Origin of the sequence: Rufibacter immobilis, assembly GCF_003721565.1 — a bacterium.
GTDB lineage: Bacteria > Bacteroidota > Bacteroidia > Cytophagales > Hymenobacteraceae > Nibribacter > Nibribacter immobilis.
In genome coordinates, this window is record NZ_RJJE01000017.1 from 1309829 (window position 1) to 1336706 (window position 26878).

Consider the following 26878-nt stretch of genomic DNA (forward strand, 5'->3'; position numbering starts at 1 on the left):
GTACATTGGCATTGAATGAAGCAGCGGCACTTGGGCAGTCAGGTGCCGCTGTTGCTTTTATAGAGGAATGAAGCCTTTCCAACGGTTACCTCCCCTCTTCGCGTTTAGGGCCTCTTTTTCCAAAAACAGCCCCTAAACGCAAACCCAACTGTCATCCGCAATACCATTGTATTTACAGTTCTTTTCCTTTTTACGTACCTTTCTTATTATCACCCTATCTCACCCATGGCTTCCTATTTTGACCTGAAGAAGAACGGCACCACCCTGCAAACCGAGATCATTGCCGGCATCTCTTCGTTTCTGGCCACGTCTTACATCATTGTTGTGAACCCCAGCATCCTGAGCCAGGCGGGCATGCCTTTTTCAGCGGTACTCACGGCTACGGTACTGGTCTGTTTCTTCAGCAGTTGCATGATGGGGCTGTACGCCAAGAACCCTATTCTGGTGGCGCCGGGTATGGGTTTGAACGCGTTCTTCACCTTCACGGCGGTTTTGGGTATGAAGGTGCCGTGGCCCGTGGCTTTGGGGGCGGTGTTCTGGTCCGGCATTGTGTTTCTGCTGCTATCGGCGTTTAACGTGCGCACGTACATTGTGCAGGCCATTCCCAGACCCCTGCGCTACGCCATTGCGGCGGGCATAGGGTTGTTCATCTCGCTCATCGGGTTTTCCAACGCCAAATTTGTGGTTTCTAATCCGGCTACCATCATTGGCATGGGCGAATTAACCCCGGCGGTGCTCACCTTCATTGCCGGTTTATTGATCACGGCGGTACTGGTGACCAAACAGGTGAAAGGCGGAATTCTGCTGGGCATTCTGTTCACGACGCTGGCCGCCTACCCTATTGGCCGCTGGTGGGGATTGGAAGCTGCGGGCGGCGTTCCCGCCACGCTGATTAACTGGAACGGCATTTTCTCGGCCCCAGACTTCAGCCTTTTCTTTCAGTTGGACCTGGTGAACTCGCTGCAATGGTCGGTGGTGCCGGTTATTTTTGCCTTCGTCTTCACCGATATGTTTGACAGCCTCTCCACGTTAGTAGGCTTAGCCGAGGCCGCCAATCTGCTGGATGAGCGCGGCGAACCGCGCAACGTGAAGCGCTCCCTGATGGTAGATGCGTTCGCGACCACCATGGCCGGTTTGGTGGGTTCCAGTCCCGGCACGGCCTATATTGAATCGGCGGTGGGCATTGAGGCGGGCGGGCGTACCGGGCTCACGGCCGTAGTAGGCGGACTGCTGTTTCTGCCCTTCCTGTTTCTGGCGCCTTTGCTGTCTATGGTGCCGGCCATTGCCACCGCTCCCGCTGTGGTGCTGGTAGGCGTGTTCATGGTTAGACCGGTCATCAAAATCAATTGGCAGCAATTGGATGAGGCTATTCCGGCGTTTCTGGCCATGGTGCTCATTCCGTTCTCCTACTCCATCACGCAAGGCATTATCTGGGGCTTCCTTTCCTGGACGGCTCTTAAACTGATCATGGGCAAGAAAGAAGATGTTCCCCTTCCCCTGCTCATTGTGGATGTGTTCTGTGTGATCGCCCTTATTTTGGAATAGTTTGCGTTTAGGGGCCATTTTTGGAAAAAGAGCCCCTAAACGCAAATTCACTTTCTCATCTATGTCAACCAGCCTAAACGCATATGTCACCCCAAGATCACACTGGTAAATTTCAGCTCACCATTACGGTCACTCCCTCTGATATTGATGCTTTGGGGCACGTGAACAATGTGGTGTACCTGCGGTGGGTGCAGGAGGTGTCTGCCGCGCACTGGGAACACGTGGCGCCCCAAGAAATGCAGGAAAAGTACCTGTGGGTAGTGCTCCGCCACGAGATAGATTTTCATAAACCCGCCATGCCCCAGGACACCGTTACTGGCTACACGTGGGTAGGCGAACACCAGGGCGCGAAGTTTGACCGCTACGTGAGCCTCTACCGCGCCGGCACCCAAGAGCTACTGGCCGCCGCCAAAACCACCTGGTGCCTGGTAGATGCCCAAACCCTTCGCCCCAGAAGGATTGAGCAGGAAATGCTGGCGTTGTTGTGACGTAGCTGGGCATTGCGTGGGCCCCTGGCTTGCTTCAGGAACTCATTCCACTGCTAAAAACCATTTCCTGCTTGTTCCAGAGGTAATTTTCCCTATACTTGCTCTTGAAAGAAGAGCCAAAGAAACCTGTTTCCTTCCTGCTGCTTCCCCCGTCTATACAGGCATGACCAGTCAATTACCAGATAAGCATAAAGTTCTAGCCCGGTTCCTTAGCCTGGCCTTTCTGCTTGTATTGACGCTTTTCTCCTCCTGCTCTATCCGGAAGGCGGTGCAGGAAACCCTAGACGTAGCGGCAGTAAGTACCCTCAATGTGGCCAAAGCCACTGTTCAGTCAAGCGACCACTGCCCAGGTGCACCTGATCAGGCAACGGTCAGTAGCCTGAACCATCAACATGATCATCAACAAGCCCTTGTTCCCCCTTTCCTTAGCCTTCCAACCCGGCAGTTCCTTCGGCTGTCTGGCAAGAGGCCTATTCTTGCTTCTTCAGACGGGCCATCGGCATCGTCTGTTCCTCTCTACCTTATGTATAAAAAACTGAAACTATTGGCGTAGCAGGTACTCCTCTATGAGGACTTTTTGCGTCATTTTTTCACCTTTTTATACATAACATGCAGCATTTATCTTCTGGAATCAAAGATTCCCAGCCATACTATATGGCTGGGTTGTTCACCCTGTCGCTCCGTTTGGTGGTGGGCTGGACTTACTTCTCCGCCTTCTGGCGCAGACTGGTCTTAGAAAACAAATTAGACCCTGACACCGCAGGCTACATTGGCGAGAAGTTCAACCATTTCTTACCCAATGCCTTGGGCATCAAACCTATCATTGAATACCTGGTCACCCACCCGGAGGCGCTGTGGTGGGCAATGACCATTTTTACCATCACAGAGGCCATTGTGGGTTTATTTTTCCTGCTGGGACTGTTCACCCGATTCATGAGTATTGGCGTGTTCGGTCTGGCCATGGGAATACTACTGGGAGCGGGTTGGCTGGGGACTACCTGCCTGGACGAGTGGCAAATAGGCGTTTTGGGAATTGCGGCTGGCTTTACCATCTTTCTTTCCGGCAGCGGCAGGCACTCTTTGGACTATTGGCTATCTGCCACCGCAGAGCCATTTACGCGCCAGAAATGGTTTGCCTGGTTTGGCTCCGGTCCAATACCGCTGCCTCAAAACAGGTTGCATCACATTGGTTTTGCAGGAGCCGTTCTTATTCTGTTGCTCACTCTTTTCACCAATCAATATTTCCACGGGGGTATTTGGGGTACACTGCACAACAAGTCGGTGAAGCCGAAGTTGGAGATTTCAGGTACTTCCATCAAGCAGGGGCAGCTCTCTTTTACTTTATCCAGAGTTGAGGGCGCAGATGTATATGGTTCCTTCCTGATTGGGATCTCCCTGAAAGACAAAGCGGGCAATGTTTTACTGGCGAAAGACGGAGAAGCATTAGCGGCACTATCCAAATCCTACATCCAAAACCACTATGTTGCCAAAATAAAACCCGGGAAACATAGTCTGGAGATTCCGTTGGGAGCCAAAGCTGAACTCCTTTTCAGGGAGGAAGCATTACAAAACCTGCCAGCCGGAGAATACCTGCTCCAGCTGACGGACATAAGCGGGGCAACGTGGGAAGATACCATCATCTTATAAGGCTATCAACATGAACAGTATTCTTAGATCGGTCATTTTCATTGTCGTCGCCTTGTTTCCTGCTAAAACTATAACTGCCCAAACTATGGGAAATAATACGAAACAGCAAAAGGTAGTCTTCCAACTTTCTAACCATGACCCGCTTGTCCATAAAGCGATGGTGAAGCAACTGAACAACCTGCTCACTGCTTTTGAGAAAGGAAACATTCAAACGGAAGTGGTGGTACACGGCCCGGGCATTGAGCTGCTCCTTCAGGAATCTCCGCTCAAAAACAACCTGGAGTCACTCCACCGCAAAGGTGTTTTATTTCTAGTTTGCCAAAACACACTGCAGGAAAAAAAGATAGCACCTGATCGGTTGCTTCCTTTTAGCCAGATCATTCCGGCAGGCATTGCGCATGTGATTGTACGGCAAAGTGAGGGCTGGAGCTATATCAAAGTGGGCTTTTAGAACACCCTTTTTAGAGAAGAGCAGGCGCAGCTTATTGCGCCTGCTCTTTTGTACCTCTCTAGTAATCAGAAAAGATAAAAGGCATTATAGCTTGATTTAAGCCTTTTTTTGAAAAAAGAGCCGCTAAACCTAAAGAATGCTACCAACACGGGTTTTGCGGGTTTGACAGCTACGGGAGTGCTAAACAGGCATTCACATCACGTAGATCAGACTATAAGGCAGGAATGGCAAAAGAATGCTAAAGAAGTGCTATATCTCGCTTCAGGAAAAATCATTATTTTATGGTATGACTAAACAAGCTGTCAAGATGACTCTTAAGAAAGCATTTGCTTCCCTCCTTCTCTGCGGTGCCAGTTTTTTGGCAGCTGGGCAAACGGTGAAAGAACACGGTGCCTTACGCGTGGAGGGAACCCAACTGAAAGACAAAGCGGGCAACCCGATGATGCTGCGGGGCATGAGCTTCGGGTGGCACAATTTCTGGCCGAGGTTCTACACGCCCCAGACGGTGAGCTGGCTCAAGAAAGACTGGAACGTAAATGTGGTGAGGGCGGCCATGGGTGTGGAACCCAACAACGGTTATCTTCAAAAGCCTGAGTGGTCTAAAGAGCGAATTAAAACGGTGGTAGAGGCGGCCATCAAAGAAGACCTGTACGTGATCATTGACTGGCACAGCCACAACATCAACCTACCGGAGGCTAAAGCGTTTTTCCAGGAAATGGCCCAGACCTACGGTAAGCACCCGCACGTGATCTACGAGATCTTCAATGAACCCGATGAGGAAACCTGGCCGCAGGTAAGAGCCTATTCCCAGGAACTTATCTCCACCATAAGGGCCATAGACCCAGACAACCTCATTCTGGTGGGCACCCCGCACTGGGACCAGGATGTGCACCTGGCCGCCGATGATCCTATTAAGGGAGTTAGCAACATTATGTACACCCTGCATTTCTACGCTGCCACCCATAAACAGGAACTCCGCGACCGCGCCGATTACGCCCTGAAAAAAGGGCTTCCTATTTTTATCTCAGAATCGGCGGGCATGGAGGCTACGGGAGACGGACCGCTAAATGAAACCGAATGGCAGAAATGGATTGATTGGGCCGAGCAGCGGAAAATCAGTTGGGTCACCTGGTCGGTGTCAGACAAAGACGAAACCTGCTCCGTGCTACTTCCTTCGGCGGCGGCCACCGGAAACTGGAAAGACAGTGACCTGAAGCCATCTGGCCTTAAAACCAGGGCGCTCCTACGCAAGTATAACCGCCCCAACCGGAAATAAGCGCCCCCACTGGTGCGTATTAAACGCCCGCCGTTGCCCTATTTGGCAGCAGCGGGCGTTTTGGCTTTGTTTTGGGAAAAAGATGCCAAAAACGCTTTCGCACAGGCGCATCGGTGGTAAGAAATAGATTTTACCCGTACCTTGCATCTTCAAAACAAGCACCAACCGCATGATCCTCACCGACCGTCAGATTCTGGAAGAAATTGAGAAAGGCACTATTCTGATTGAGCCGTATGACCGCACCTGCCTGGGCACCAATTCCTATGACGTGCATCTGGGGAAATACCTGGCCATGTACAAAGACGAAGTGCTGGATGCCCGCCAACACAACCAGATTGAAGTCTTTGAGATACCTGAGGAAGGTTACGTGCTAGAGCCGGGCAAACTTTATTTAGGCGTGACCGAGGAATACACGGAGACCCATGCCCACGTGCCGTTCCTGGAGGGGAAATCCAGCGTGGGACGCCTGGGAATAGACATTCATGCCACCGCCGGAAAGGGAGACGTAGGGTTCTGCAACCACTGGACGCTGGAGATCTCTGTAAGCCAGAAAGTGCGCGTGTACCACAACATGCCTATTGGCCAATTGATCTACTTTGTGGTGAACGGCGGCATTGAGAACTACTACAACCAGAAAAGCAACGCCAAATATAATCAGCGCTCAGTGTACCCGGTGGAGTCAATGATGTGGAAGAATAAATTCTAACGCTGGCGCTGTTACCCCTGTTTTTCAGTTCGATGCTCTCAATTTTGAAGAAATTTTAGAAGAGTTTTGCAATAGAGCAAGAACTTTATTCTCAGCGGGTTCAATATGGGATCTATGAGAAACAAATAGCTTCTTTCCACGTTCTTTTTTCAGATAGCCAACTTTTTCGCCTTCGGTTTTGTTCTAAAATAGATGGCACGGGAATTGTGTAGAAACCTCAAAACTGAAAGAACCATGAAAAGATTTGCGTATACCTTAGTACTTGTTCTGTTTGTAAGTATTGCCTCTTTTGCGCAAAGCGGCACCACCGCAGAGCAACGTGCCAAGAACCTATCTGATAAAATGATCAGGGAACTGCAGTTGAATAACTACCAGTCTCGGAAGCTGCGGGAAATCAACCTCAAAAACGCCAAGAAGATGGTGGAGTTTGAGGAGATGCACGCCAACAATCCTAAAGAGCTGGAAAAATGTATCAACGGGGTTTGTAAAGAGCGCGACGTTGAGCTGGAAAACCTGCTGAGCACAGCCCAATACTCACAGTATTACGGCTCCCGTAAAAGCTTCAACACCTATGACCGCGAGTACGCCGTTCTCCTCCAGAAACAGAACGGTAAGGTAGCCAAAACGCTAGTGGCACAAGACAAAGCCGATGCCAAGCGCACGTTCTCCCAGCCAGAGACAGCCGTCATCAAAGAGGCATCACCTAGAAACTAATGATATTACTAACAACAGAAAAGCCGCTCTACAAAGGGCGGCTTTTCTGTTGTATAAGGCAATGGAACTACTTACAGCGGGCTCTGGGCGTTACGCTTCTGTTGCTCCTCCACGTGCTGAATGAGTTCCTGGCAAAGGCTTCTCATCTTCTCTGCCATCATTTTATCGCTGGTGGCGGTTTCAATGCTCTGCGCCATGGCCCCAATGGTATCAATGGTGAAGTATTTCATCTCATCTACGGGCATGTCCTTGGTCCAGAGATCAATCTTCATGGTACCAGAGTCATTGCGGTCCCAGAGGGAAATATTGATGGCTTTAGCGAAGTGAATGTCTTTGCCCGCATCGGTGGCGGTCCAGCTAATGGCCTCCGGAACGTGCTGATCATCTAAGGCAATGCTGAAGTGTATTTCTGATTTTTTCATCTGTTTCATTGATTTCACGCCAAGCGTGTGCGTTCAAACCACAAAGGTAAAACGTTTTTCAGTAATGCAAGCAGATTCACCGGTTCCTTCCTTTATACTTCACTTAGTCTGGTAGGGAGCCTTCAACAACTCTCTTATTTAAGGACTCTAAAAAGATAAATTCTCTCTTCGTTGTTTAGCGCCTGTTTTTGGAAAAAGAGCCTCTAAACGTAAATTTAGTTTGGTAAGAGTGTCCTTTATTGGGCTGCTCCTGCCTTTAGCGCTAAAAACCTCTCCAGAAGATTTAATCTAGAACCTGTTCCGTAAAAAAAATTCAACGGGTAAATAAGCTGCATTTGTTGGTGATCTCACAGACAAACCCAGTGAAAGTGACTATCCTGCTTGTTGGTGAGAACACCAACAAGGGAAAAATCGCCTTCTACATATAATAACGTTTAGCGCCTGTTTTAGGAAAAAGAGCCGCTAAACGTAATGAATACATTTTAACCAAGCAGTACTGTAACGGAAAGTGATATTAACTTAATATGTATTGTTGTTACTATTAATTCAAATGTGATTACATTAGACAATTCTATTCTAATATCTATATCCATACTTATTCTTACAGATCAATGAAAAACGTAATCATCACCGGTATCTTAGCCATGGTTACCTACGCCGCTGCAGGGCAGGCAGACACAACCTATCTTGATAAATATTACAGAGGTCTCCCCAGCAGAGCAACTGCTGAGTATTATAGGTTCACCACATACGGCCCCCAGAAAAAGCACCGGCAACTCCATACATATTATATCACGGGTGAGAAGTTTTATGAAGAGGAGGCGGTAAAAGATAAAAAAGATATTTACCAACCTGTGGGCGCTGTTAGGTATTATTATAAAAATGGTCAGTTAAAGGAAGAAAGGTTGCATTAAGAACAACAGGTACAAATAACCAAATGGCACCATAACGGTCAGGTGTACTACAAGTACACTAAAGTGAATAACAAGACGGAAGGCGAAGCCATAGGATATTATGCCAACGGGCAGGTAAAAAGACAGGAAACCTATAAAGATGGTGAGCTTGTGACGGGCGCGTGTTTTGCCGAAGACGGGAGCAGCATCAAATACTTTTCCCATTTCACACATCCAGACTTCCCGGGTGGTACGGCTATCTTAATGAAACTTGTCTCGAGTAATTTCAAGCTTCCGGCAGAGGCAATACAACGCGGCGTTTCTGGCGTGACGGTGGTTGGGTTCAACGTTACTAAAAACGGTGATGTAGAGGATATAAGGTTCCTTAAATCAGTACACCCTTCCTTAGACACAGAGGCCTTAAGGGTGGTTAACCTCTTGCCCAAGTTTACTCCCGCCACCGAAGAAGGAAACCCGATAGACTTCACCTATTCCCTGCCAATCAGAGTGAAACTAAATAAACCCTCTCATCAGAAACCAAATCACCTAGACAGAACCAGTTTCAGACGTTAGTTCAACTTTAAAGCCTAAAAGGAAAGCCCCAAGAATCTGTAGATTCTTGGGGCTTTCCTTTTAGGCTTTATTTTGCTTACACGTAGTTGTTGAGCATTACCGGCATTACCAGCATTAAGATGTTTTCTTCCTCATCATTGGAAGAAGGCATCAATAAACCGGCGCGGTTAGGCGTGGAAAGCTCCAGTGTGATTTCGTCAGAGTCAATGTTGCTCAGCATTTCGGTGAGGAACTTGGCGTTGAAGCCAATCTCCATGTCCTCGCCGTCGTACTGGCAGGTCAGGCGCTCGCTGGCTTCGTTGGAGAAGTCAAGATCCTCGGCTGAGATCTGCAGCTCGCTGCCGGTGATGCGCAGGCGAACCTGGTGCGTGGTTTTGTTGGAGTAGATGGAGATACGCTTCACAGAGCTCAGGAAGTCATACCGATCAATGGTGAGTTTGTTGGGGTTCTGCGCCGGGATCACGTTCTCATAATCTGGGTAGCGCTCATCAATGAGGCGGCAGATCATTCTAATGTTGTCAAAGCTGAAGAACGCGTTAGACGTATTGAACTCCACTCTCACCGCCGTAGCCTCATTGGGCAACGTAGACTTGAGCAGGTTGAAAGCCTTCTTAGGAATGATGATGGAAGCGGCATTGTCACTGCTCACATCCTGACGGCGGTAACGCAGCAGGCGGTGTCCGTCTGTGGCCACAAACGTGATGTTCCCGCTGTTGAGCTGCACAAAAATACCGGTCATGGCCGGGCGAAGCTCATCGCTGCTCACCGCGAAGATGGTTTTGTTGATGGCGCGGCTCAATACATTTGACGGAATCTCAATGGCGTTGCCACCGCGTACCACCGGTACTTTAGGAAAGTCAGTGGCATTCTCACCGGAAAGCTTGTACCGGCCATTGGATGAACTGATCTCAATGGTGTAGGTTTCCTCATCTATGGTGAAGGTCACCGGCTGGTCTGGCAGGTTCTTGAGGGTATCAATGAGAATACGGGCTGGGGCGGCAATACGGCCGTTCTCCCGAGCCTCCACGTGTATCTCCGTGATCATGGAGGTCTCCAGGTCACTCGCGGTGATGGTCAGGACCCCGTCGTTGATCTCAAACAAGAAGTTCTCCAAAATCGGCACCACCGGGTTGTTGGCCACTACCCCGTTGATGCTGGTAAGCTGCTTTAGCAGCGCCGTAGAAGATACAATGAATTTCATCCGATATATGTAGGTTTGGCTAAGGTCAAATACCCGGCAAAGTTAACCAAAAAAGGTTTTTTTCCTATTGGCACGGCAGTTTTGTTTTACGGCCTGTTGGCGTTTAGGGGCTCTTTTTGGAAAAAGAGCCCCTAAACGCCAACAGGTAGAATCCTAGCCAGAATTATCCAGTAAAAGACACCGCCCCCGCCCAAGCAGAAGTGCCAACAGCTGCTATTTTTGCTGCATTAATCTATGCTTCACGGCTTTGAAATTTCCCTTCTTAAAGATCTTGGCACTTTGGGCCGCCACGGGAGTTTCCTCTAACTCCAGGGGAGGAAATTTGTAGATCACGTTAGGCTCCGCCGCCTGAACAAAGCCCTGGAGGTTGAAGATGGAGCATAAGGCCAACACGTTTCCGGTCGATTTCTTGTCTGAGGTAATCACGTGCACTTCGTCTGAGAAGGAAAATAGGATTTTGGTATTGGTAATGGCCACCAGCTTTTCTAAATGTTTTAGGGTGCCGGCTTCAATGGAAACCATGAACTCATTGGTTAAGCCTAAGGCCGGCTCCTCTGGGTCTGCGGTCTTTTTCTCAAACACCGGATAGGCGAAGGAAACTGTCTTCTCCTTCAGAAGCTTGGATATCAGTTTTTCGGCATCAAAACAGGTGGCGCCCGGTACCAATTTCACTTCGGTGATGATTCCTGAGTCTAAGGCTACTTCCCCGTCAATGCTTTGGAACTGGCTGTATTTGGAAAGCACTTTCTGGCGGGCTTCCAAAGACAAGCCTTCCTGAAAACCAACCAACACCACTTCTCCGGCGGCTTTGCCATAGTTTACTTTTCCATAGACTTTATGGAAGTAAAAATATTGATCGCAGCTGGCCGTACGGGCTTCAGCCTGAGTAGTGGTTTCTAGCGTAGGCTCAATGTATTCTTTTTCACAGGAGAATAACGAAAGGGCTAGTATGGAAAAGGAGGCGAGAGATAAAAATCTGTTCATAGGAAGATGGATTATAAATTCAAAGACCCTCCTACTACGGAATTAACTTAAAAACGGAGCATTAATATGATATAATTAATCCAAACAAAACACATAAACCTGTTTTACAATACTTTAAATTTTTAATTTTTATATTTACACCTTTCACTTTCAATTAAATTCCCTGCTTATGAGGATGAATTCCGTTTAGGGGCTGTTTTTGAAAAAACAGCCCCTAAACGCTTACAGCAGGGCCATTCCGCCGCGCCGGTCTAGTTTGCCTGATGCGGTCTCTGGGAGGCGGGGCAAGTAGCCTAATTGTTTCGGGATTTCGTATTTTGTTAGGGTTTCGCTTAGTTTCCCTTTGAGGTTCTCCTCTTCCACCTCTGTCAGCGGACTGCCTTCCAGTACCGCGATGAGGCGCTCCCCCAGAGTCTCATCCGGTAGGGCTGCCGCAAAATAACGGCGGGCCATCCCCAGTTGCGTTAGAGCCTCGCCTAAAGCCGCCTCTACTTTCTCCAGCTGCACTTTCACCCCCCCGGAGTTGATGGTATTATCGGCGCGGCCAATCCAACGGAAGGTGTGCTCATCCAGCAGGTGCACCAGATCATTGGTAACCAAAGTTTCGCCGCCGGTTACCTCGGCGGCAATGGTGAGGCAGCCGCGCTCATCCAATCCTAATCTCACTTCGGGCGGGGCCGTGTAATAGTCAGTCCGCTCATCGCCGTTCAGGCGCCGCACGGCTATGTGGGAGATGGTCTCGGTCATGCCGTAGCTCTGGTAAACCGGCACTTCCAGCACCTGCACCAACTTCTCCAGTTGCGCGCCCACCGGCGCCCCGCCCAGCAAAATGGCTTTCATCTGGTTCAGCTTGGTTACTTTCTCCGGGGTTTGCTCCAGAATAGTCTGCAGCTGCAATGGCACCATGGCAATAAAATCAAAATTAGCCTCCGGGTCTACGTTCGCCAGCGGATTGCCAATGGGTTCTATGATGGTCATGTGCAGGTTGCCCACCAGGCCGCGCACCAGCATCATCATGCCGGCAATGTAGTCGGTGTTCATGCAGACCAGCACCCGGTCTTCGGGCTTTAGGTCAAAGATGCGTAAGGTGCGTTGGGCACTGGCCTCCATTCTATCCCGTTGCAGTTCCAGCAGCTTGGGAACACCCGTACTCCCCGACGTCTGCACCGGAAACTCCTGCACACCTTGTAACCAGTTTTTACAGAACTCCAGCGTTTTGGCTTCATACCCGTTCAGCGGAATGCTCTCCCGGAACGAATAATGCTGTATTTCATCCAAGAAAAATTTCTTACCGTTGAGGAGCAGGTAGTCTGGCATAGTAGTATCAAGTAGCACGTATCAAGAATCAAGACGAAGGAAATACTTAATGAGAGTGATTAAAGTTTTCCCTTTCATTTCTTCTTACTGGCGCAAGCGTTCACTTGTGTCATACACATTTCTGATTTTGGCCTGTTTTTGAAAAAGGAGCCTCTATTCAGGAACACAACAGACACAGGCGTTAGCGACCGTATGATTTATGCAAAGAAACATAACCTGTAAAAGAAAACGGAGCAGTTCTGAGGTTTTCACCCAAAACTGCTCCGTGGTTAGACTTGACTTTGTACGCTCGTACCAAAAGTCATGCTACCTGATACGTGCTACGTGCTACTAATTCATCATGGGAACTTAGGATACTTAGAGAAGTCTGGTTTGCGTTTCTCCAGGAAAGCGTTTTTCCCTTCTTTGGCTTCGTCTGAGAGGTAGTAGAGCAGTGTGGCATCACCAGCCAGCTGCTGCACCCCGGCCTGACCGTCCAGCTCGGCGTTGAAAGAGGCTTTGAGCATGCGGAGCGCCAGCGGGCTTTTCTCCAGAATTTTCTGGCACCACTCCACCGTGGTTTCTTCCAGCTGCTCCAAAGGCACCACCTTGTTCACCAAGCCCATGTCCAGCGCTTCCTGGGCATTGTATTGGTCGCAGAGGTACCAGATCTCACGGGCTTTCTTCTGCCCTACAATACGGGCCAGGTAAGACGCCCCAAACCCGCCGTCAAAAGACCCAACTTTAGGACCAGTCTGTCCGAATCGGGCATTCTCCGCGGCAATAGAAAGGTCGCACACCACGTGCAGCACGTGACCGCCGCCAATGGCCCAACCGGCCACCATGGCAATCACCGGCTTCGGAATCCGGCGGATCTGCATCTGCAGGTCCAGCACGTTCAAGCGCGGCACGGTGTCTTCGCCAATGTACCCGCCGTGGCCACGCACACTTTGGTCACCCCCGGAGCAGAAAGCCTTGCCTCCCTCACCGGTTAGGATGATCACCCCAATGTCAGAATTGTCGCGGCAGATGTTCATGGCATCAATCATCTCGGCCACGGTGCGGGGCGTGAACGCGTTGTGCACCTGCGGACGGTTAATGCTGATTTTGGCAATGCCGTTATAAAATTGAAACAGTATCTCTTGGTATTCTTTAAGCGTTGTCCAGTTGAAGTTGCTTTGCATGAACCTTACTTTTAAGTGAAACTTGACGGGCATGAAGGTCCTGTGCCCTTGCAGGATGCCACAAAGGTAAACGTAGAATCTGAACCCGCCTACAAACCAATGCGTCCTTTTACTTCATACGCCTCTCGTTCATTTTAAATTTATGGTCTACAGAGTAGTAGCCAGAACCGCCCACGAAGAAGAAAATGAGCGCCAGGAGCGTAACCAAAGAAAGGGCGAACTGCGGGTCCACGGAGAAGAAGCCCTGGCCTGGGTTGAAGAAAAACACCGCCCCCACCAGTACCGGAATCTGGAACGCAATGGCTAACCGCGTAATGAGTCCAAGAGCAATCAGGAGCCCGCCCACCAGATGCGCAAACGCCACGTAATGGGCCAAACCCAAGGCCACAAACTGAAACTGGCTGTTCTGGATGATCTGCGCCAGCCCTGAGGTGTCTGCAATAAACGTGAGCCCTTTGTAGAAAATAAACAGCCCCAGCACCATCCGTCCCGCATCATACAGCGCCGGATGGTGCTCATGCTGCCATTGGTCTACCTGTTGTACCCAATTCATCTTTTTAACGCCGTTTTAGAAGCGCCTCCAGGAGAATTATACGTTTATTATCAGATAGATATAATTTAAAGGCTAAACTTTTTGGTGAGTTTGCAGTAGTGGGTTTTCAACATTCTTATCTGCGCAGCGGACAGGGAACAACCAAGCCTAAAGCTTTATCCTCTGTGCTACCTGCTCCCGGTAAGCGGCAAACACGGCATAATTTTCGGCGCTGTCGGTTTCCACTTCCAGCAGTTGCGGGCCTGCCGCCAGATCAAAGAAAGACGGAAGAGCCTGAGCCAGTGACGCCGCATCGGTCACTTTGGTGTAGGTGAGCCCCATGTCCTCGGCGGTTTTCTGGGCCGTCTGCCGCTGTTCCGTCTCAAAATAAGTGCGTAGTTCAGGTTGGCTGCGCGGCCCCTCTATCATTCTGAAAATGCCGCCGCCGTGGTTGTTGAGCACCACAATGCGCAAGTTCTGGGGCAGGTAGTTGTGCCAAAGCGCGTTCCGGTCATACAGAAACGCCATGTCACCGGTCAGGAAGGTAACTATTTGGTCCGTGCTCAACGCTGAGCCCACAGCGGTGCTGGTACTTCCGTCAATGCCGCTGGTCCCGCGGTTGGCGAACACCTCCACCCCTTCCCTTTCGGCTACGCCGATGAGGTTGGCATACCGCACGCTCATGCTGTTGGCCAGGTGCAGCAGGCTGTTGTTGGGCAGGCTTCTGAGCACCAGATAGCAGGCGTTGAATTCTGAATAGGGGCTGTTTTTCTGGAATTGGGTCAAAACCAGTTTTCCCTGTCGGTCCAGGTCGTGCCATGCCTGGGTAAAGTCGGGCGCTACCTGAAGCAGGTTCTCCCTTGCCGCCACCTTCCCGAAGAAATCCAGAGGAGAAGTCCGGATGATGCGGGTGAGTGACTGAAAGGTATCGGCCACCATGCCGGCGGGCTGCAGGTGCCAGTGGTGCATTCCCTTCTGCTTCCGCAGGAACAGCTTTAGGCTTTTTGAAATCAGTGACTTATGGAAAGTAATAAGAAGATCTGGTTGAAGCTGCTCCTGGCTGTGCAGATGCTTGGCCCCCAGAAAAACATCATGGTAATTAATGCTCTCACCGGCCGTTTGCTGGTTACTGATGGTGTCTGTGATGTAGACGGCACCGGTGTTGCGGCAAAAGGTGGCAATAGCGGCTTGCAAGGCCTCGTCCCGCGCCCCCTGCCCGGCTACCACCACCACTCGTCTGTACTGCTGCAACTCCTTTTTCAGGGCCGCCCACGTCTGCTCCGGCAAACCATACCCCGATGGCAACTCTTCAATGATCTTTACGTTCTTGGAGTACGCAAACTCCTCTTCTGGCTCAGGGTAAAACGGCTCCCGCAACGGGATATTCACATGCACCGGCCCCTCTGGGAAAGCTACTGCTTCATTCAAGGCTTCGTTTAATAGCCTCACCCCATACCACTGGGCATCAGAATGATTTGTTTCTACCGGAAAATCAATACTTCTCTTCACGTGCCCCCCGTAAATGCGCGACTGCCGGATGGTTTGACCGTCTAGCTGGTCTATCCATTCCGGGGGTCTGTCGGCGGTGAGGACGAGCAGGGGAATGTTTTGGTAGAAGGCTTCGGCCACGGCGGGAGCATAGTTGTAGGCGGCGGTACCGGAGGTACACACCAGCACCACGGGCTTCTTGGTTTTCTGGGCAATTCCCAAGCCAATGAAAGCGGCACTGCGCTCATCTGGCACGGTGCGCACCCGCAGCTTCGGATGGCGGGCGAACGCCAGCGTCAAAGGCGCACACCGCGACCCAGGCGACAACACCACATCCTGTACACCTTTGCGGGCGCAGATCTCGGCAATATCTATAATGGCTTGTAGAATCATGATTCAGAGGCTTGAAAAAGGCGGAGCACCGTTTGCATTTTGAGCTCCGTTTCCTGCCACTCCTGGGCAGGGTTGGAATCGGCGGTCATGCCGGCGCCGGCATAGGCGGTCACGGTGTGGGCGCCCAGTTCCACGCAACGCAGGTTCACGAACAAATTGGTTTCCTGCCCCACCTGCACCGGCCCCAGGTAGCCGCTGTAATAACGGCGGTCGTGCCCTTCCAGTTGGTTGATCATTTGCAGGGCGGCGGCTTTGGGCATGCCCCCCACCGCCGAGGTTGGGTGCAGCAGTTCCAGCATATGGGTACCTAGCTTGGGGAAGCCCACTTCGGCCATAGCCGCGCTGAAATCGGTGCGGAGGTGCAGCAGGTTCCCGGCGCGTACGGTTCTGGGGCCCATCTCCACGTACTCGTGCAGCCGCAGGTGCCGGAAGCAGCTCACCACGTACCGTTGCACCAGGGCCTGCTCCTCAATTTCCTTCTGCCGCCAGATGGCGTCGGCGGGCGTGAGTCCGTCTACCAACGGCTGGGTTCCGGCCAAGGCCACCGTCCTGAAGACCTGGTGCCGGTCTATCTGCACCAACAGCTCCGGCGTAGCCCCCAGCCAGGTGCCCACCCCCGGAATAGCGACGAGCGAGACGAAGGCGGTAGGATACAGTCTGGTCAGTTGGGTAAAAGCCTGCAGCAGATCAAACCCTTCAAACAAGGGCAAGGTCTTGGTTCTGGACAGCACCACTTTCTCCAGGCAGCCTTCCTGCATGGCCTTCACCGCCGTGGCCACGGTTTGCTCAAAGGCATCGCGGGGAATTGCTTTGGCGGCTCCGCCCGGGTGGCTGGGCCAACCGCCGCCCACGGTGGGTTTAGCGGCCGTTTTTTCTAAATCAGCCCAAAACTGGCTGGGCAGGTGGCCTTCCCCCTTCTCTGGCACGGCATCGGCTTTGCCGGAAAAATAAAGCTGGGCGGGCAGGAAAAGTACCGGGGCGTTTTCTGAGGGCTGGAACGGGCAGAAAGCGAATCCTCTGGTGGGGCCTTCCAGGGGCGGCAGGGCGTCTGCCAGTTGGGCGGCTACCACCGCCTGCACCTCTGTGCCGTTGGGTAAACGCCAGAGCGCCACGGGCAGTTGGGCGCGCAGGGCGGCACTGAAGATGGAATGCGCCGTCTCCTCCGGGGAGGAATGGGCGGGTGGCTGGGCTATGGAAGCAGGGTTCTCTTGGGACATGTACTCAATTATCTATCCAGTACGGCCATGGTGATACGGCTGATGCAGACCAGATCGCCGGCCTCTGAGGTGATACGGATTTCCCAGACTTGGGTCTTGCGCCCCACGTGCACTGCCGTGGCTTTGCCATAGACGTACCCGCTGCGTACGCTCTTGATGTGGTTGGCGTTGATCTCCAGCCCCACACAGTACTGCTTCTCCAGGTCCAGGAACATGGTGGCTCCCACGCTGCCCAGGGTTTCGGCCAGGGCCACTGAGGCGCCGCCGTGCAGCAGGCCCAGGGGCTGGTGGGTGCGGTGGTCCACAGGCATACGGCCCACCAGGTAATCTTCGCCTATCTCTGTGTATTCTATGCCTATGTGTTCACCCAACGTATTTTTGTTCCAGCCGTTCAACTGTTCCAGGGTCACATCTGTGCGTCTTTTCATCCGTTGTTGTCGTAATTATGGCCTATCTTAGGGCCTGCAAATTAGCGTAAAATTGAGCCTCAAAAAAATCTACCTCATCCGCCACGGCCAGACAGAGCTGAACTTGCAGGGCATTGTGCAGGGCAGCGGCGTGGACAGTTCCCTTAATGAAACCGGCTTCTGGCAGGCCCAGAAATTCTTCCAGGCCTATAAAGACGTTCCCTTTGACAGAATCTACACCTCAGTGCTCCAACGCAGCGTGCAGAGCGTGCAGGAGTTCATAGACCTGGGTATTCCGCATGAGCGGCACGCGGGCCTGAACGAGATCTGCTGGGGCCACCGCGAGGGCACCCGCATCACCCCGGAGGAAGATGCCTATTACTTTGACATGCTGCAGCGCTGGCAGAACGGCGAGACTTCTGTGCCCATTGAAGGCGGCGAAAGTCCCCAGGACGTGGCCGACCGGCAGAAGCCTGTGATAGACCTCATCCTGTCGCGTCCAGAAGAGAAGACTATCCTGGTCTGCATGCACGGGCGCGCCATGCGGGTGCTGCTGGCCCAGCTGCTCAGATACCCCCTGCACCAGATGGACCGCTTCCTGCACCAGAACCTCTGCCTCTACCAGCTCCACTACACCGGCTCCATGTTCTGGGTAGAACGCTTTGCCGATGTCTCACATTTAGCCCGGTAAAAGCAACAGCTTGTGCGTTTAGCGGCTCTTTTTTTGAAAATAGCCCAAAACCACGTGCACATTCTCTTCCCCCCTTATTTGTATTAGAGCTTTTTTGCCTCTATTTTTGAAGCCTTAAAACCGAGCAAAAAACTATGGCCGAAATCATCCGAATGCCCAAGATGAGCGATACTATGACCGAAGGGGTCATTGCCTCTTGGTTGAAGAAAGTTGGTGACTCTGTGAAATCTGGGGACGTTCTAGCTGAAGTGGAAACCGACAAGGCAACCATGGAATTGGAGTCTTACGAAGACGGGACGTTACTGTACATCGGCCCGAAAGATGGTGAATCTGTACCGGTAGACGGCGTACTCGCCATCATCGGGAAACAAGGGGAGGATATCTCCGGCCTTATGGGCCAGGTAAACGGCGGAGCCGCTCCGGCCCCTGCCCAGGAAGCCCCTAAAGCAGAGGCCCCCAAAGAAGAACCTAAGAAAGAAGCCGCTCCTGCCGCCCAGCCGGCTGCCGCCGCCAATGTGAACGCGTCTGTGGTGACCATGCCCAAGATGAGCGACACCATGCAGGAAGGCACCATTGTGGCCTGGCACAAGAAAGTGGGCGACAAAGTGAAATCAGGTGATCTGCTGGCCGAGGTGGAAACCGACAAAGCCACCATGGAACTGGAGTCTTATGAAGACGGGACTCTTTTATATATTGGCGTGGAGGCTGGTGCTTCCGTAGCCGTAGACGGCGTACTTTGCATCATCGGCGAAGCCGGTGCCGATTACCAGGCCCTGCTCAACGGCGGCGCCAATACATCTGGCGGCAACGCCAACCCGGCAGAGGCTGCCAACAACGAGGAAGCTACCCGCCGCGAAGAACATAAAACCGAAGCCCAGTCTCAGTCTGGTGACGGCGTGAACCAATCTGCCGGTGCTCCGGTACCTGGCCAAGGCACGTCTGGCGCAGCTGCTTCCGGCACGGCCAACCAGGGCCGCATCCTGGCTTCTCCGTTGGCCAAAAAAGTTGCCCAGGAAAAAGGCATCAGTTTAGCTGACGTAAAAGGAAGCGGTGAGAACGGCCGCATTGTGCTGCGTGACGTGGAGAGCTTCACCCCTAGTGCGGCTGCCCCTAAAGCCCAGCCACAGCAAGCCGCCCCTGCTCCTCAGGCCGCTGCCGCTCCGGTTGCCTCCGGCGAAGAGTACACCGAGGTTCCGGTGTCGCAGATGCGCAAAGTGATTGCCCGCCGTCTGGCCGAAAGCAAATTTGGCGCGCCGCACTTCTACCTCACCATGGAAATTGACATGGACAACGCCATGAAAGCCCGCACCAGCATCAATGAGGTGTCGCCGGTGAAAGTGTCGTTCAATGACCTGGTGATCAAAGCCGCCGCCGCCGCCCTGCGTAAGCACCCTGCCGTGAACTCGTCTTGGTTAGGCGACAAAATCCGCTACAACAACGTGGTGAACATTGGCGTGGCCGTAGCCGTGGAAGAAGGTCTGTTGGTACCCGTTGTGCGTAACGCCGATGTGAAGCCACTTTCGGCTATCTCCGCTGAGGTGAAAGACCTGGGTGGTAAAGCCAAGTCCAAAAAGCTGCAGCCCGCTGAGATGACCGGCAATACCTTCACCATCTCAAACCTGGGTATGTTCGGGATTGAAGAGTTCACCGCCATCATCAACCCACCAGATGCGTGCATCCTGGCCGTGGGCGGTATTAAGCAGACGCCAGTGGTGAAGAACGGTCAGATCCAGATTGGCAACGTGATGAAAGTAACCCTTTCCTGCGACCACCGCGTGGTAGACGGCGCCGTTGGTTCCGCCTTCCTGCAGACCTTGAAGGGCTTCCTGGAAGACCCGGTGAGAATGTTAGTGTAAATTCATCGTCCGTAGACGAAACATAGAGTACAGCAAGAGCCGAGGGAGCAATTCTTCGGCTCTTGCTGTTTTAGGCCTTTTTTCAGAAAAAGAGCCGCTAAACACATCATTGCATCTCTTTAGAGGCTAGAGGCTAGAGGCTCGCTCGTCTCCCGGAGACTATGAGCATGAACTACCAGTGCTACTCTCTCTACCTCTACTCCTTGCGTTTAGCGGCTCTTTTTCCGGAATCAAGCCAAAACCAGCCTGATCTTTGCACGAAACCACTATACACAAAAAAGCCGCTCCAGGGAAGTGAAGCGGCTCTTTCTCTTTAAAACCTTATGCTATTAAAATTTGAACCTTACAAATGCCTCCATGGCCTCGTAGTTGGCTAAACCTAAGTCATCATAACGGCGGGCAGTTTCGCGGTTACGCTCCTGAGCCCGTAGCCAGAACTCACGCTCATCATCGCCGGGGAAGACCGGCGTATCTTTCTGGGACTGGTGCTTGAAGATGGCCATTTTCTTGCGCTGCACTTCCTGCGGAGAAAGCGGAACGGCCATTTCAATCTCATGGGTCTCAAATTCGTGCCAGGCACCGCGGTACATCCACAGCCAGCAGTCCTCCACCCAGGTCTCGCCGTTGGCACGTAATCTTTTCAGAGCCTCCACAATGATGTTGAAGCAGACAATGTGCGTGCCGTGCGGGTCTTCAAAATCGCCGGCGGCGAACACCTGGTGCGGTTTAATGCTTTGTAGCAGGGTCATGGTCATCTCAATGTCCACATCCGTTACCGGATTTTTCTTGGTCTTGCCGCTCTCATAGAAAGGCAGCGCCTGGAAATGGATATGATCGTCTTCCAGACCGGCGTAGCGGGCACCGGCAATGGCTTCGCTCTTCCTGATGAAGGCTTTCACGTTCTGGATCTCCGGGGTATCTACCTGGTTAGGCTGCTTCTGCTCAATGAAAGCGCGCATGTCCTCATAGATAGCCGTCAGTTGCTTGCCGTCTTGGCCCACGCTCTTGGAGAAGTCAATGGCGAACTCCATGTAGCGCAGCACGTCATCATCCCAAACGGCGGTATTGCCGGAGGTCTGGTAGGCCACGTGCACGTCATGGCCTTGGTCTACCAACCGGATGAACGTACCGCCCATGGAGATCACATCATCATCTGGGTGCGGCGAGAAGATAATGGAACGTTTCTGCGCAGGCAGGGCTCGCTCAGGACGCTGTGAGTCATCTGAGTTCGGCTTGCCGCCTGGCCAGCCGGTAATAGTATGTTGCAGCTTGTTGAAGACATCAATGTTGATGTTGTACACCGGGCCGCGGTCTACGGCCAGTTGGGCCATGCCATGGTTGTTATAGTCTTCCTCAGTCAGTTTTAAAATTGGCTTCTTCAGGGTGCTGGACAGCCAGATCACCGCTTTCTTGGTTAGTTGCTCATCCCAAACGCAGTCTCTGGTAAGCCAAGGCGTACCGAAACGGGTGAGTTCAGAGGCGGCATCTTGGTCCAACACAAACTCCACGTTGTCTGAGAGTTGCAGATAGGTGGCCGGAACGTCACTGGAGATCTCCCCTTCCACGGCTTTCTTGATGATGGAGGCTTTCTTGCCGTTCCAGGCCATCAACACAATCTCGCGGGCCTTGAAGATGGTCCCAATCCCCATGGTGATGGCCTTGGTAGGCACATTCTCCTTGCCCCCGAAATCACGGGAGGCATCACGGCGGGTCAGGTCATCCAGGGTTACCAGGCGGGTACCGGAGTTAGGCGCAGAACCAGGCTCATTGAAACCAATGTGACCGGTACGGCCAATCCCCAGGATTTGCAGATCCAGTCCGCCCAGGGCCTCAATTTTACGCTCATACTCCAAGCAGAAGGCCGGAATCTCCTCCAGCGGCAACGTTCCGTCTGGGATGTTGATATTCTGGCGCTCAATGTCAATGTGATCGAACAGATTCTCGTTCATGAACGTCACATAGCTCTGATTGGCCGTAGGCAGCATGGGGTAATACTCGTCCAGGTTGAACGTGATCACTTCCTTAAAGCTCAAGCCCTCTTCGCGGTGCAGGCGAACCAGTTCGTTGTAAACTCTTACGGGGGTGGCACCGGTGGCAAGACCCAAGACGGTCTTCTCACCTTTCTGCTGTTTGCTTTTAATTAAATCGGCAATACGTCTTGCAACCGTTACGGAGGCGATGTCCTGGTTGGGGTAAACGGTTACCGGGAGTTTCTCGAATCGGGTTTCTTCAAGGAGGTTTAAACGACTCATAGTTTGGAAAGGTGTTTTAGCTTCTTTGGAACTCGCAAAGGTATAAAGACCTGGCAAAGGACAATTGTTAGGCTGAAAACTTTTTTATTTTTTTTAGAAAGTCCGATTCCGGGATGAAGTACAGGCCGATAAAACGAGATTCCGCCGCATTCATAAAGAGGTTTTCCCTTGGGCGTATGCAACTTGGTCCTTCTTGCCCGCGCTGCCGGTCTACCGTGTAGGCACGGCTCGTGAATTCCAAAAGAATGTCGTAGTTTCGCACCAGATTCTTACGTTGTAAGAGACTTACCTTAAGAAGACCTACACATGGTAAAAATACGTTCAACTACGGTGCTGGGCATCTACCACAACGGCGAAGTGGCCGTGGGGGCAGACGGACAGGCCACTATGGATAAATACGTTGCCAAAAGCAATGTGCGCAAAATAAGAAAGCTGCAGGACGGGAAGATTGTGACCGGGTTTGCCGGTTCCACCGCCGATGCCTTCACCCTGCTGGAGCGCTTTGAGGAGAAACTGGCCGCCTACAGTAACAACATGAAGCGCGCCGCCATTGAGTTGGCCAAAGACTGGCGCAAAGACCAGTACCTGCGCAAGCTGGAAGCCATGATGGTGGTAGCCAACAAAGAAGAGCTGTTGATCATCTCGGGCACCGGCGATGTGCTGGAACCAGACCACCAGATCGCCTCCATCGGCTCCGGCAGCACCTATGCGCAGTCGGCGGCGTTGGCCTTGAAGAAACACGCCCCTCACCTCACGGCAGAGGAAATGGTGCGCGAGGCCCTCACCATTGCGGCAGACATCTGCATCTATACAAACCACAATTTCATAATAGAGAAACCGAACTAACCCCCGGGTTAGGGTGTTTGATTTTCGCAGCCCCAAACGGTTGCCCGCTTATTTACCACAGCATTATTTAAAACAACAGAAGAAAAAGAATGAAGGTAACGCAGTTCCTGAAAGATCACTACAAGCATTTTAACGCCGCCGCGCTCATTGATGCCGCTGAAGGCTACAAAACCCATTTGAACAATGGCGGAAAGATGATGATTACCCTGGCCGGTGCCATGAGTACCGCTGAGTTGGGCATCATCTTGGCTGAGATGATCCGGGAAGATAAAGTGCAGGCCATTACCTGTACCGGTGCCAACTTGGAAGAGGATATCTTCAACCTGGTGGCCCATGATTTCTATGAGCGAATTCCGCATTACCGTGACCTTACCCCGCAGGACGAGCAAGCCCTGCTGGACCGTCACCTGAACCGTGTCACTGATACCTGTATTCCGGAGGAAGAGGCCATGCGCCGCCTGGAGCACACCGTATTGAAATACTGGCAGAAAGCCGACCAGGCTGGTGAGGCCTATTTCCCGCACCAGTTCTTCTACCAGATCCTGCTCTCCGGTGATTTGGAACAGTATTACCAGATTGACCCTAAAAACAGCTGGATGCTGGAAGCAGCCAAGAAAAACCTGCCCATCTTCGTGCCGGGCTGGGAAGATTCAACGCTAGGTAACATCTATACTGGCCACGTGATCAGCGGCGATGTGAAGAATGTACACACCGTGAAAACCGGTATCCAGTACATGATGGAACTGGCCGAGTGGTACACCCAAACCGCCACCGATGAATCTACCATTGGTTTCTTCCAGATTGGCGGTGGTATTGCCGGTGACTTCCCTATCTGCGTGGTGCCTATGCTGCACCAGGACTTACAGCGTACGGGCGTTCCATTGTGGGGCTACTTCGCGCAGATCTCAGACTCTACCACCAGCTACGGCTCTTACTCAGGCGCAGTGCCCAACGAGAAAATCACCTGGGGTAAACTGGGCATTGATACGCCTAAATACGTGATAGAATCAGACGCTACCATTGTGGCGCCACTCATCTTCGCCATAGTGCTGGATATATAATCTCAACAGAGATCCATCTTTAGCTGTAAAGGCTATTCAATATAAAAGCGGGGCTAGTTGCTCCGCTTTTTTTATGTACTACCGTAACCGACGCAGGTATAACTTCCTGCTAACGCCGTTCAGTTTGGCCCTGATTTAGGAAAAAGGGGCGCTAAACACCCATGGCTGCTTCTTTCCCCTTTCAGTGGCCCAATCGCCTCCTGAGGGAATACCGTAATGTCCGGAACAACCTGAAAGCCACCTTCCTTCGCCGTAAAATCAACTTAAATCTCATTTTATAAAGCCTATGAAGATTTTAAGAAAAATATTTTCATTTTCTAAGTATTTTTTAAACCTTACTGCTTTACAACACCGTAAGTACCGGAGATACAGAAACTTAACACAACGGTCAAAAAATGGGAAAACAGTACATTTTATCCAGAGTAGTTATCTTGATGGTAGCGGTTGGGCTTAGCAGCTGCCTTGGGTTCAAGAACCGGAAATTCGGCTCCGATTACAGTTACACCGGAGCTTTCCACAAGTACAAGACCTTCAATTTTATTACCCACGCCTCTGCTGAAGACAGCTTAACGCTACAGCAGTACAACATCCTTAAAAAGTACATAAAGGAGCGGCTGGAGATCCAGGGCTACGAGTTCACTGAGAAGAAACCTGATCTGCTGGTGAGTTACTACCTCTACTATGATGACCTGAACATGAAAGGCTATGAGCAGGAGGAATTTGATATCTGGCTCATGAACAAACCTGAGGAAGAGCTCAAAGAGCATGACCCTTACCGACCCATCAAAATGTACATGAGCCAGGGCACGCTGCTGGTGACTTTGTTAGATCACAAGAAGCAGAACGCCGTCTGGCAAGGCTATACCTCCGGCGTCATGGCCGACCGTACCACCGAAAGCACTGCCTACCTCAACCGCGCCGTAAGAACCATATTTGACCAATACCGGGTCTTCCGGAAAGGCTACTTGCGTGAAACCTCTTACTCCAATTAAACCATTCCACTAGAGCAGACCAATCACAGAAACATTCCGTTTAGCGGCTCTTTTTCCAGAAACAGCCTTAAAACAGCGGTAACCTAATATATTGAATCTCTGAATGTTTGATTGCTGCGCATTTTGCTGTGGTTATCTAACTTTATAATACGGCGGGCTGGCACTATTCTACAAGTGCCAGCCCGACGTATTTTTTATGCCTTGCATCTACAGAGATAGTGATATTTCACTACTTTGGACATGTAATTCCTATTTCATGTCAACTCCCCCCTTAGAACCTACGCTGCGTCACCTGGAGAACCTCTCCCAAACCTTGGAACCAAATTTTGCTGAAAGGGCACTGGTACAGACCGCCGTGGAACAGTACCTCCAGACGTTTCTCACCCAACTCCCCACGCTTCCCTCTTACACCGCACAGCCAGAAATGGGTGGCGGCCTGCTGGAGAGTCCTATTGCGGAAGAACCTGTTCCGGTGCAGGAAGCCCTGCAGCTCCTGAAAACTCAGGTAGATACCCCGGGCCTTAACCCCGCCTCTGCTGGGCACATGGGCTATATTCCGGGCGGAGGACTTTATTATGCGGGCTTAGGCGATTATCTGGCAGCCGTGACCAACCGGTACGCTGGCTTGTTTTACTCGGCCCCCGGGGCGGTGCGGATGGAGAATATGCTCCTGCGCTGGATGGCTGGCATCATTGGTTTTCCCGAGGATGCGGCAGGTAACCTCACCTCCGGCGGAAGCATCGCAAGCCTTATTGCCCTGGCCACCGCCCGTGATGCCCACCACATCTCCGCGGCCCTCATCCCCAAAGCCGTCGTCTATACCACCGCCCACGCGCACCATTGCTTGGACAAAGCCCTCCGGATTACCGGCTTAGGCGAATGCCCGGTGCGCCACATTGCCATGGACGCCCAGTTCAGACTCCAGCCAGATGCGCTGGAAGAAACGATTGCCCAAGACAAGGCAGCTGGGTTCACGCCCTGGATCATCATTGCCTCGGCAGGCACCACAGACGTGGGCGCCGTTGATCCGCTGCCCCAGATTGCCACCATTGCCCAACGCCACCAGCTGTGGTTCCATGTAGATGCCGCCTACGGCGGATTCTTCGCCCTGGCTCCGTCTGGGCTGCCTACATTGAAAGGCATAGAACAAGCCGATTCTGTGGTGATGGACCCGCACAAGGGGCTCTTTATTCCGTATGGTTTGGGAGCGGTACTGATCAAAAACCGGCAACAGCTGGCCCACACCCACCATTACCAGGCCAACTACATGCAAGACACGCTCTCTGCCACAGAGGAAGCCTCCCCCGCCGATCTGTCGCCGGAGCTGAGCAAACACTTTAGGGGCCTTCGGCTTTGGCTACCGCTTAAATTGCACGGGGTGGCAGCGTTCAGGAGTGCGTTGGAAGAGAAACTGCTCCTGGCCCAATACGCTTACCAACGGCTTCAGGAGTTGAAGAGCTTTGAGACGCCGGTAGTGCCCGCTCTGTCGGTGGTAATTTTCCGGTACCTGCCTTCCGAAGGGTTCGACGCCAACACCTTTAATCAGCGCCTGATCAGGGCGGTGCAGGTAGATGGGCGGGTGTTCCTGTCTTCCACTATGCTGGGCAACAATTTCATGCTCCGGATGGCGATCCTCTCGTTCAGGACCCACCAGACAACCGTTGATCTGGCGCTGCAGATTTTACAGGAAAAGGTGTTAGAACTGGAAGAGAACTGGCAGGAATAACCTTTCCGTTTAGCGGCTCTTTTTCAAAAAAGAGCCG

General features: G+C 52.0%; 26 protein-coding genes. 16 read left to right on the forward strand and 10 right to left on the reverse strand.

Annotation, left to right across the window (positions count from 1 at the left end; all coding sequences use genetic code 11):
• Nucleotides 1-225 precede the first annotated feature (225 nt).
• The 8 genes from EFA69_RS18470 to EFA69_RS18505 all read left to right on the forward strand — a co-directional run bounded on the left by EFA69_RS18470 (nt 226) and on the right by EFA69_RS18505 (nt 6827).
• Nucleotides 226-1545 (forward strand): NCS2 family permease, encoded by a 1320-nt coding sequence (locus EFA69_RS18470; protein WP_123134532.1) that lies wholly within the window; start codon nt 226-228, stop codon nt 1543-1545.
• A gap of 83 nt (nt 1546-1628) precedes the next feature.
• Nucleotides 1629-2033 (forward strand): acyl-CoA thioesterase, encoded by a 405-nt coding sequence (locus EFA69_RS18475; RefSeq protein WP_123134533.1) that lies wholly within the window; start codon nt 1629-1631, stop codon nt 2031-2033.
• 163 nt (nt 2034-2196) lie between these two features.
• Nucleotides 2197-2586 carry a hypothetical protein gene (locus tag EFA69_RS20160; RefSeq protein WP_148041414.1) on the forward strand — a complete coding sequence of 130 codons (390 nt, stop codon included), beginning with the start codon at nt 2197-2199 and terminating at the stop codon, nt 2584-2586.
• A 56-nt stretch (nt 2587-2642) separates the two neighbouring features.
• Nucleotides 2643-3680 carry a TQO small subunit DoxD gene (locus tag EFA69_RS18480; protein ID WP_123134534.1) on the forward strand — a complete coding sequence of 346 codons (1038 nt, stop codon included), beginning with the start codon at nt 2643-2645 and terminating at the stop codon, nt 3678-3680.
• Nucleotides 3681-3765: 85 nt separating this feature from the next.
• Entirely contained in the window at nt 3766-4131 is a 366-nt protein-coding gene (locus EFA69_RS18485) for a DsrE family protein (RefSeq protein ID WP_123134914.1), read from the forward strand.
• A 286-nt stretch (nt 4132-4417) separates the two neighbouring features.
• Complete coding sequence (locus tag EFA69_RS18495) at nt 4418-5407, forward strand: glycoside hydrolase family 5 protein (protein ID WP_245964631.1); 990 nt, start codon at nt 4418-4420, stop codon at nt 5405-5407.
• A gap of 169 nt (nt 5408-5576) precedes the next feature.
• Entirely contained in the window at nt 5577-6113 is a 537-nt protein-coding gene (dcd, locus tag EFA69_RS18500) for a dCTP deaminase (RefSeq protein ID WP_123134536.1), read from the forward strand.
• Between the two features lie 234 nt (nt 6114-6347).
• The gene (locus tag EFA69_RS18505; RefSeq protein ID WP_123134537.1) at nt 6348-6827 is read left to right on the forward strand and encodes a hypothetical protein; all 480 of its coding nucleotides are present in this window, start codon (nt 6348-6350) and stop codon (nt 6825-6827) included.
• Between the two features lie 71 nt (nt 6828-6898).
• Here the strand turns inward: EFA69_RS18505 and gldC are convergent, their stop codons facing one another.
• Nucleotides 6899-7249 (reverse strand): gliding motility protein GldC, encoded by a 351-nt coding sequence (gene gldC, locus EFA69_RS18510; RefSeq protein WP_123134538.1) that lies wholly within the window; start codon nt 7247-7249, stop codon nt 6899-6901.
• Between the two features lie 611 nt (nt 7250-7860).
• Here gldC and EFA69_RS18515 point away from each other — a divergent pair.
• Complete coding sequence (locus EFA69_RS18515; protein ID WP_123134539.1) at nt 7861-8163, forward strand: hypothetical protein; 303 nt, start codon at nt 7861-7863, stop codon at nt 8161-8163.
• Nucleotides 8164-8226: 63 nt separating this feature from the next.
• Nucleotides 8227-8715, forward strand: coding sequence for an energy transducer TonB (locus EFA69_RS18520; protein ID WP_148041415.1), 489 nt, complete (start codon nt 8227-8229; stop codon nt 8713-8715).
• Nucleotides 8716-8791: 76 nt separating this feature from the next.
• Here the strand turns inward: EFA69_RS18520 and dnaN are convergent, their stop codons facing one another.
• The 8 genes from dnaN to EFA69_RS18560 form a co-directional block, all read right to left on the reverse strand.
• Nucleotides 8792-9916 (reverse strand): DNA polymerase III subunit beta, encoded by a 1125-nt coding sequence (gene dnaN, locus EFA69_RS18525; RefSeq protein ID WP_123134541.1) that lies wholly within the window; start codon nt 9914-9916, stop codon nt 8792-8794.
• A 213-nt stretch (nt 9917-10129) separates the two neighbouring features.
• A complete protein-coding gene (locus tag EFA69_RS18530; protein WP_123134542.1) occupies nt 10130-10900 on the reverse strand; it encodes a hypothetical protein in 771 nt (256 codons plus the stop codon).
• Nucleotides 10901-11122: 222 nt separating this feature from the next.
• Nucleotides 11123-12235, reverse strand: a complete 1113-nt coding sequence (locus tag EFA69_RS18535; RefSeq protein WP_245964632.1) for an AMP-binding protein — start codon at nt 12233-12235, stop codon at nt 11123-11125.
• A 320-nt stretch (nt 12236-12555) separates the two neighbouring features.
• The gene (menB, locus tag EFA69_RS18540) at nt 12556-13380 is read right to left on the reverse strand and encodes a 1,4-dihydroxy-2-naphthoyl-CoA synthase (protein ID WP_123134544.1); all 825 of its coding nucleotides are present in this window, start codon (nt 13378-13380) and stop codon (nt 12556-12558) included.
• Between the two features lie 109 nt (nt 13381-13489).
• On the reverse strand, nt 13490-13933 hold the full coding sequence (locus EFA69_RS18545) for a DoxX family protein (RefSeq protein WP_123134545.1): 444 nt from the start codon (nt 13931-13933) through the stop codon (nt 13490-13492).
• Nucleotides 13934-14080: 147 nt separating this feature from the next.
• Nucleotides 14081-15793, reverse strand: a complete 1713-nt coding sequence (gene menD, locus EFA69_RS18550; protein WP_123134546.1) for a 2-succinyl-5-enolpyruvyl-6-hydroxy-3-cyclohexene-1-carboxylic-acid synthase — start codon at nt 15791-15793, stop codon at nt 14081-14083.
• The gene (locus EFA69_RS18555; RefSeq protein WP_123134547.1) at nt 15790-17010 is read right to left on the reverse strand and encodes a chorismate-binding protein; all 1221 of its coding nucleotides are present in this window, start codon (nt 17008-17010) and stop codon (nt 15790-15792) included. The genes menD and EFA69_RS18555 overlap by 4 nt, the downstream gene beginning before the upstream one ends.
• Before the next feature lie 8 nt (nt 17011-17018).
• Nucleotides 17019-17438 (reverse strand): hotdog fold thioesterase, encoded by a 420-nt coding sequence (locus tag EFA69_RS18560; protein ID WP_123134548.1) that lies wholly within the window; start codon nt 17436-17438, stop codon nt 17019-17021.
• Between the two features lie 52 nt (nt 17439-17490).
• Between EFA69_RS18560 and EFA69_RS18565 the strand changes: the two genes are divergently transcribed.
• Entirely contained in the window at nt 17491-18108 is a 618-nt protein-coding gene (locus tag EFA69_RS18565; RefSeq protein ID WP_123134549.1) for a histidine phosphatase family protein, read from the forward strand.
• A gap of 134 nt (nt 18109-18242) precedes the next feature.
• Nucleotides 18243-19964, forward strand: a complete 1722-nt coding sequence (locus EFA69_RS18570) for a pyruvate dehydrogenase complex dihydrolipoamide acetyltransferase (protein ID WP_123134550.1) — start codon at nt 18243-18245, stop codon at nt 19962-19964.
• A 329-nt stretch (nt 19965-20293) separates the two neighbouring features.
• Here the strand turns inward: EFA69_RS18570 and nagB are convergent, their stop codons facing one another.
• Nucleotides 20294-22273, reverse strand: coding sequence for a glucosamine-6-phosphate deaminase (gene nagB, locus EFA69_RS18575; protein ID WP_262697000.1), 1980 nt, complete (start codon nt 22271-22273; stop codon nt 20294-20296).
• A 249-nt stretch (nt 22274-22522) separates the two neighbouring features.
• On the opposite strand from nagB, the gene hslV reads away from it, so the two are divergent.
• The 4 genes from hslV (at nt 22523) to EFA69_RS18595 (ending at nt 26841) form a co-directional block, all read left to right on the forward strand.
• Nucleotides 22523-23062 carry an ATP-dependent protease subunit HslV gene (gene hslV / locus EFA69_RS18580; protein WP_123134552.1) on the forward strand — a complete coding sequence of 180 codons (540 nt, stop codon included), beginning with the start codon at nt 22523-22525 and terminating at the stop codon, nt 23060-23062.
• Between the two features lie 89 nt (nt 23063-23151).
• Nucleotides 23152-24123: a deoxyhypusine synthase family protein gene (locus tag EFA69_RS18585; protein ID WP_123134553.1), complete on the forward strand. Its 972-nt coding sequence runs from the start codon at nt 23152-23154 to the stop codon at nt 24121-24123.
• Nucleotides 24124-24518: 395 nt separating this feature from the next.
• Nucleotides 24519-25115: a DUF4136 domain-containing protein gene (locus EFA69_RS18590; protein ID WP_123134554.1), complete on the forward strand. Its 597-nt coding sequence runs from the start codon at nt 24519-24521 to the stop codon at nt 25113-25115.
• A 256-nt stretch (nt 25116-25371) separates the two neighbouring features.
• Nucleotides 25372-26841 (forward strand): pyridoxal phosphate-dependent decarboxylase family protein, encoded by a 1470-nt coding sequence (locus EFA69_RS18595; protein WP_123134555.1) that lies wholly within the window; start codon nt 25372-25374, stop codon nt 26839-26841.
• The last annotated feature ends 37 nt before the right edge of the window (nt 26842-26878 follow it).

Coding starts and splice junctions, on each gene's coding strand:
- EFA69_RS20160 (WP_148041414.1), top strand. CDS start 2,197: ATGACCAGTCAATTACCAGATAAGCATAAAGTTCTAGCCCGGTTCCTT.
- EFA69_RS18475 (WP_123134533.1), top strand. CDS start 1,629: ATGTCACCCCAAGATCACACTGGTAAATTTCAGCTCACCATTACGGTC.
- dcd (WP_123134536.1), top strand. CDS start 5,577: ATGATCCTCACCGACCGTCAGATTCTGGAAGAAATTGAGAAAGGCACT.
- EFA69_RS18515 (WP_123134539.1), top strand. CDS start 7,861: ATGAAAAACGTAATCATCACCGGTATCTTAGCCATGGTTACCTACGCC.
- gldC (WP_123134538.1), bottom strand. CDS start 7,249: ATGAAAAAATCAGAAATACACTTCAGCATTGCCTTAGATGATCAGCAC.
- EFA69_RS18545 (WP_123134545.1), bottom strand. CDS start 13,933: ATGAATTGGGTACAACAGGTAGACCAATGGCAGCATGAGCACCATCCG.
- EFA69_RS18570 (WP_123134550.1), top strand. CDS start 18,243: ATGGCCGAAATCATCCGAATGCCCAAGATGAGCGATACTATGACCGAA.
- menD (WP_123134546.1), bottom strand. CDS start 15,793: ATGATTCTACAAGCCATTATAGATATTGCCGAGATCTGCGCCCGCAAA.
- hslV (WP_123134552.1), top strand. CDS start 22,523: ATGGTAAAAATACGTTCAACTACGGTGCTGGGCATCTACCACAACGGC.
- EFA69_RS18585 (WP_123134553.1), top strand. CDS start 23,152: ATGAAGGTAACGCAGTTCCTGAAAGATCACTACAAGCATTTTAACGCC.
- EFA69_RS18470 (WP_123134532.1), top strand. CDS start 226: ATGGCTTCCTATTTTGACCTGAAGAAGAACGGCACCACCCTGCAAACC.
- EFA69_RS18495 (WP_245964631.1), top strand. CDS start 4,418: ATGACTAAACAAGCTGTCAAGATGACTCTTAAGAAAGCATTTGCTTCC.
- EFA69_RS18595 (WP_123134555.1), top strand. CDS start 25,372: ATGTCAACTCCCCCCTTAGAACCTACGCTGCGTCACCTGGAGAACCTC.
- EFA69_RS18480 (WP_123134534.1), top strand. CDS start 2,643: ATGCAGCATTTATCTTCTGGAATCAAAGATTCCCAGCCATACTATATG.
- EFA69_RS18505 (WP_123134537.1), top strand. CDS start 6,348: ATGAAAAGATTTGCGTATACCTTAGTACTTGTTCTGTTTGTAAGTATT.
- dnaN (WP_123134541.1), bottom strand. CDS start 9,916: ATGAAATTCATTGTATCTTCTACGGCGCTGCTAAAGCAGCTTACCAGC.
- EFA69_RS18560 (WP_123134548.1), bottom strand. CDS start 17,438: ATGAAAAGACGCACAGATGTGACCCTGGAACAGTTGAACGGCTGGAAC.
- EFA69_RS18590 (WP_123134554.1), top strand. CDS start 24,519: ATGGGAAAACAGTACATTTTATCCAGAGTAGTTATCTTGATGGTAGCG.
- EFA69_RS18485 (WP_123134914.1), top strand. CDS start 3,766: ATGGGAAATAATACGAAACAGCAAAAGGTAGTCTTCCAACTTTCTAAC.
- menB (WP_123134544.1), bottom strand. CDS start 13,380: ATGCAAAGCAACTTCAACTGGACAACGCTTAAAGAATACCAAGAGATA.
- EFA69_RS18555 (WP_123134547.1), bottom strand. CDS start 17,010: ATGTCCCAAGAGAACCCTGCTTCCATAGCCCAGCCACCCGCCCATTCC.
- EFA69_RS18530 (WP_123134542.1), bottom strand. CDS start 10,900: ATGAACAGATTTTTATCTCTCGCCTCCTTTTCCATACTAGCCCTTTCG.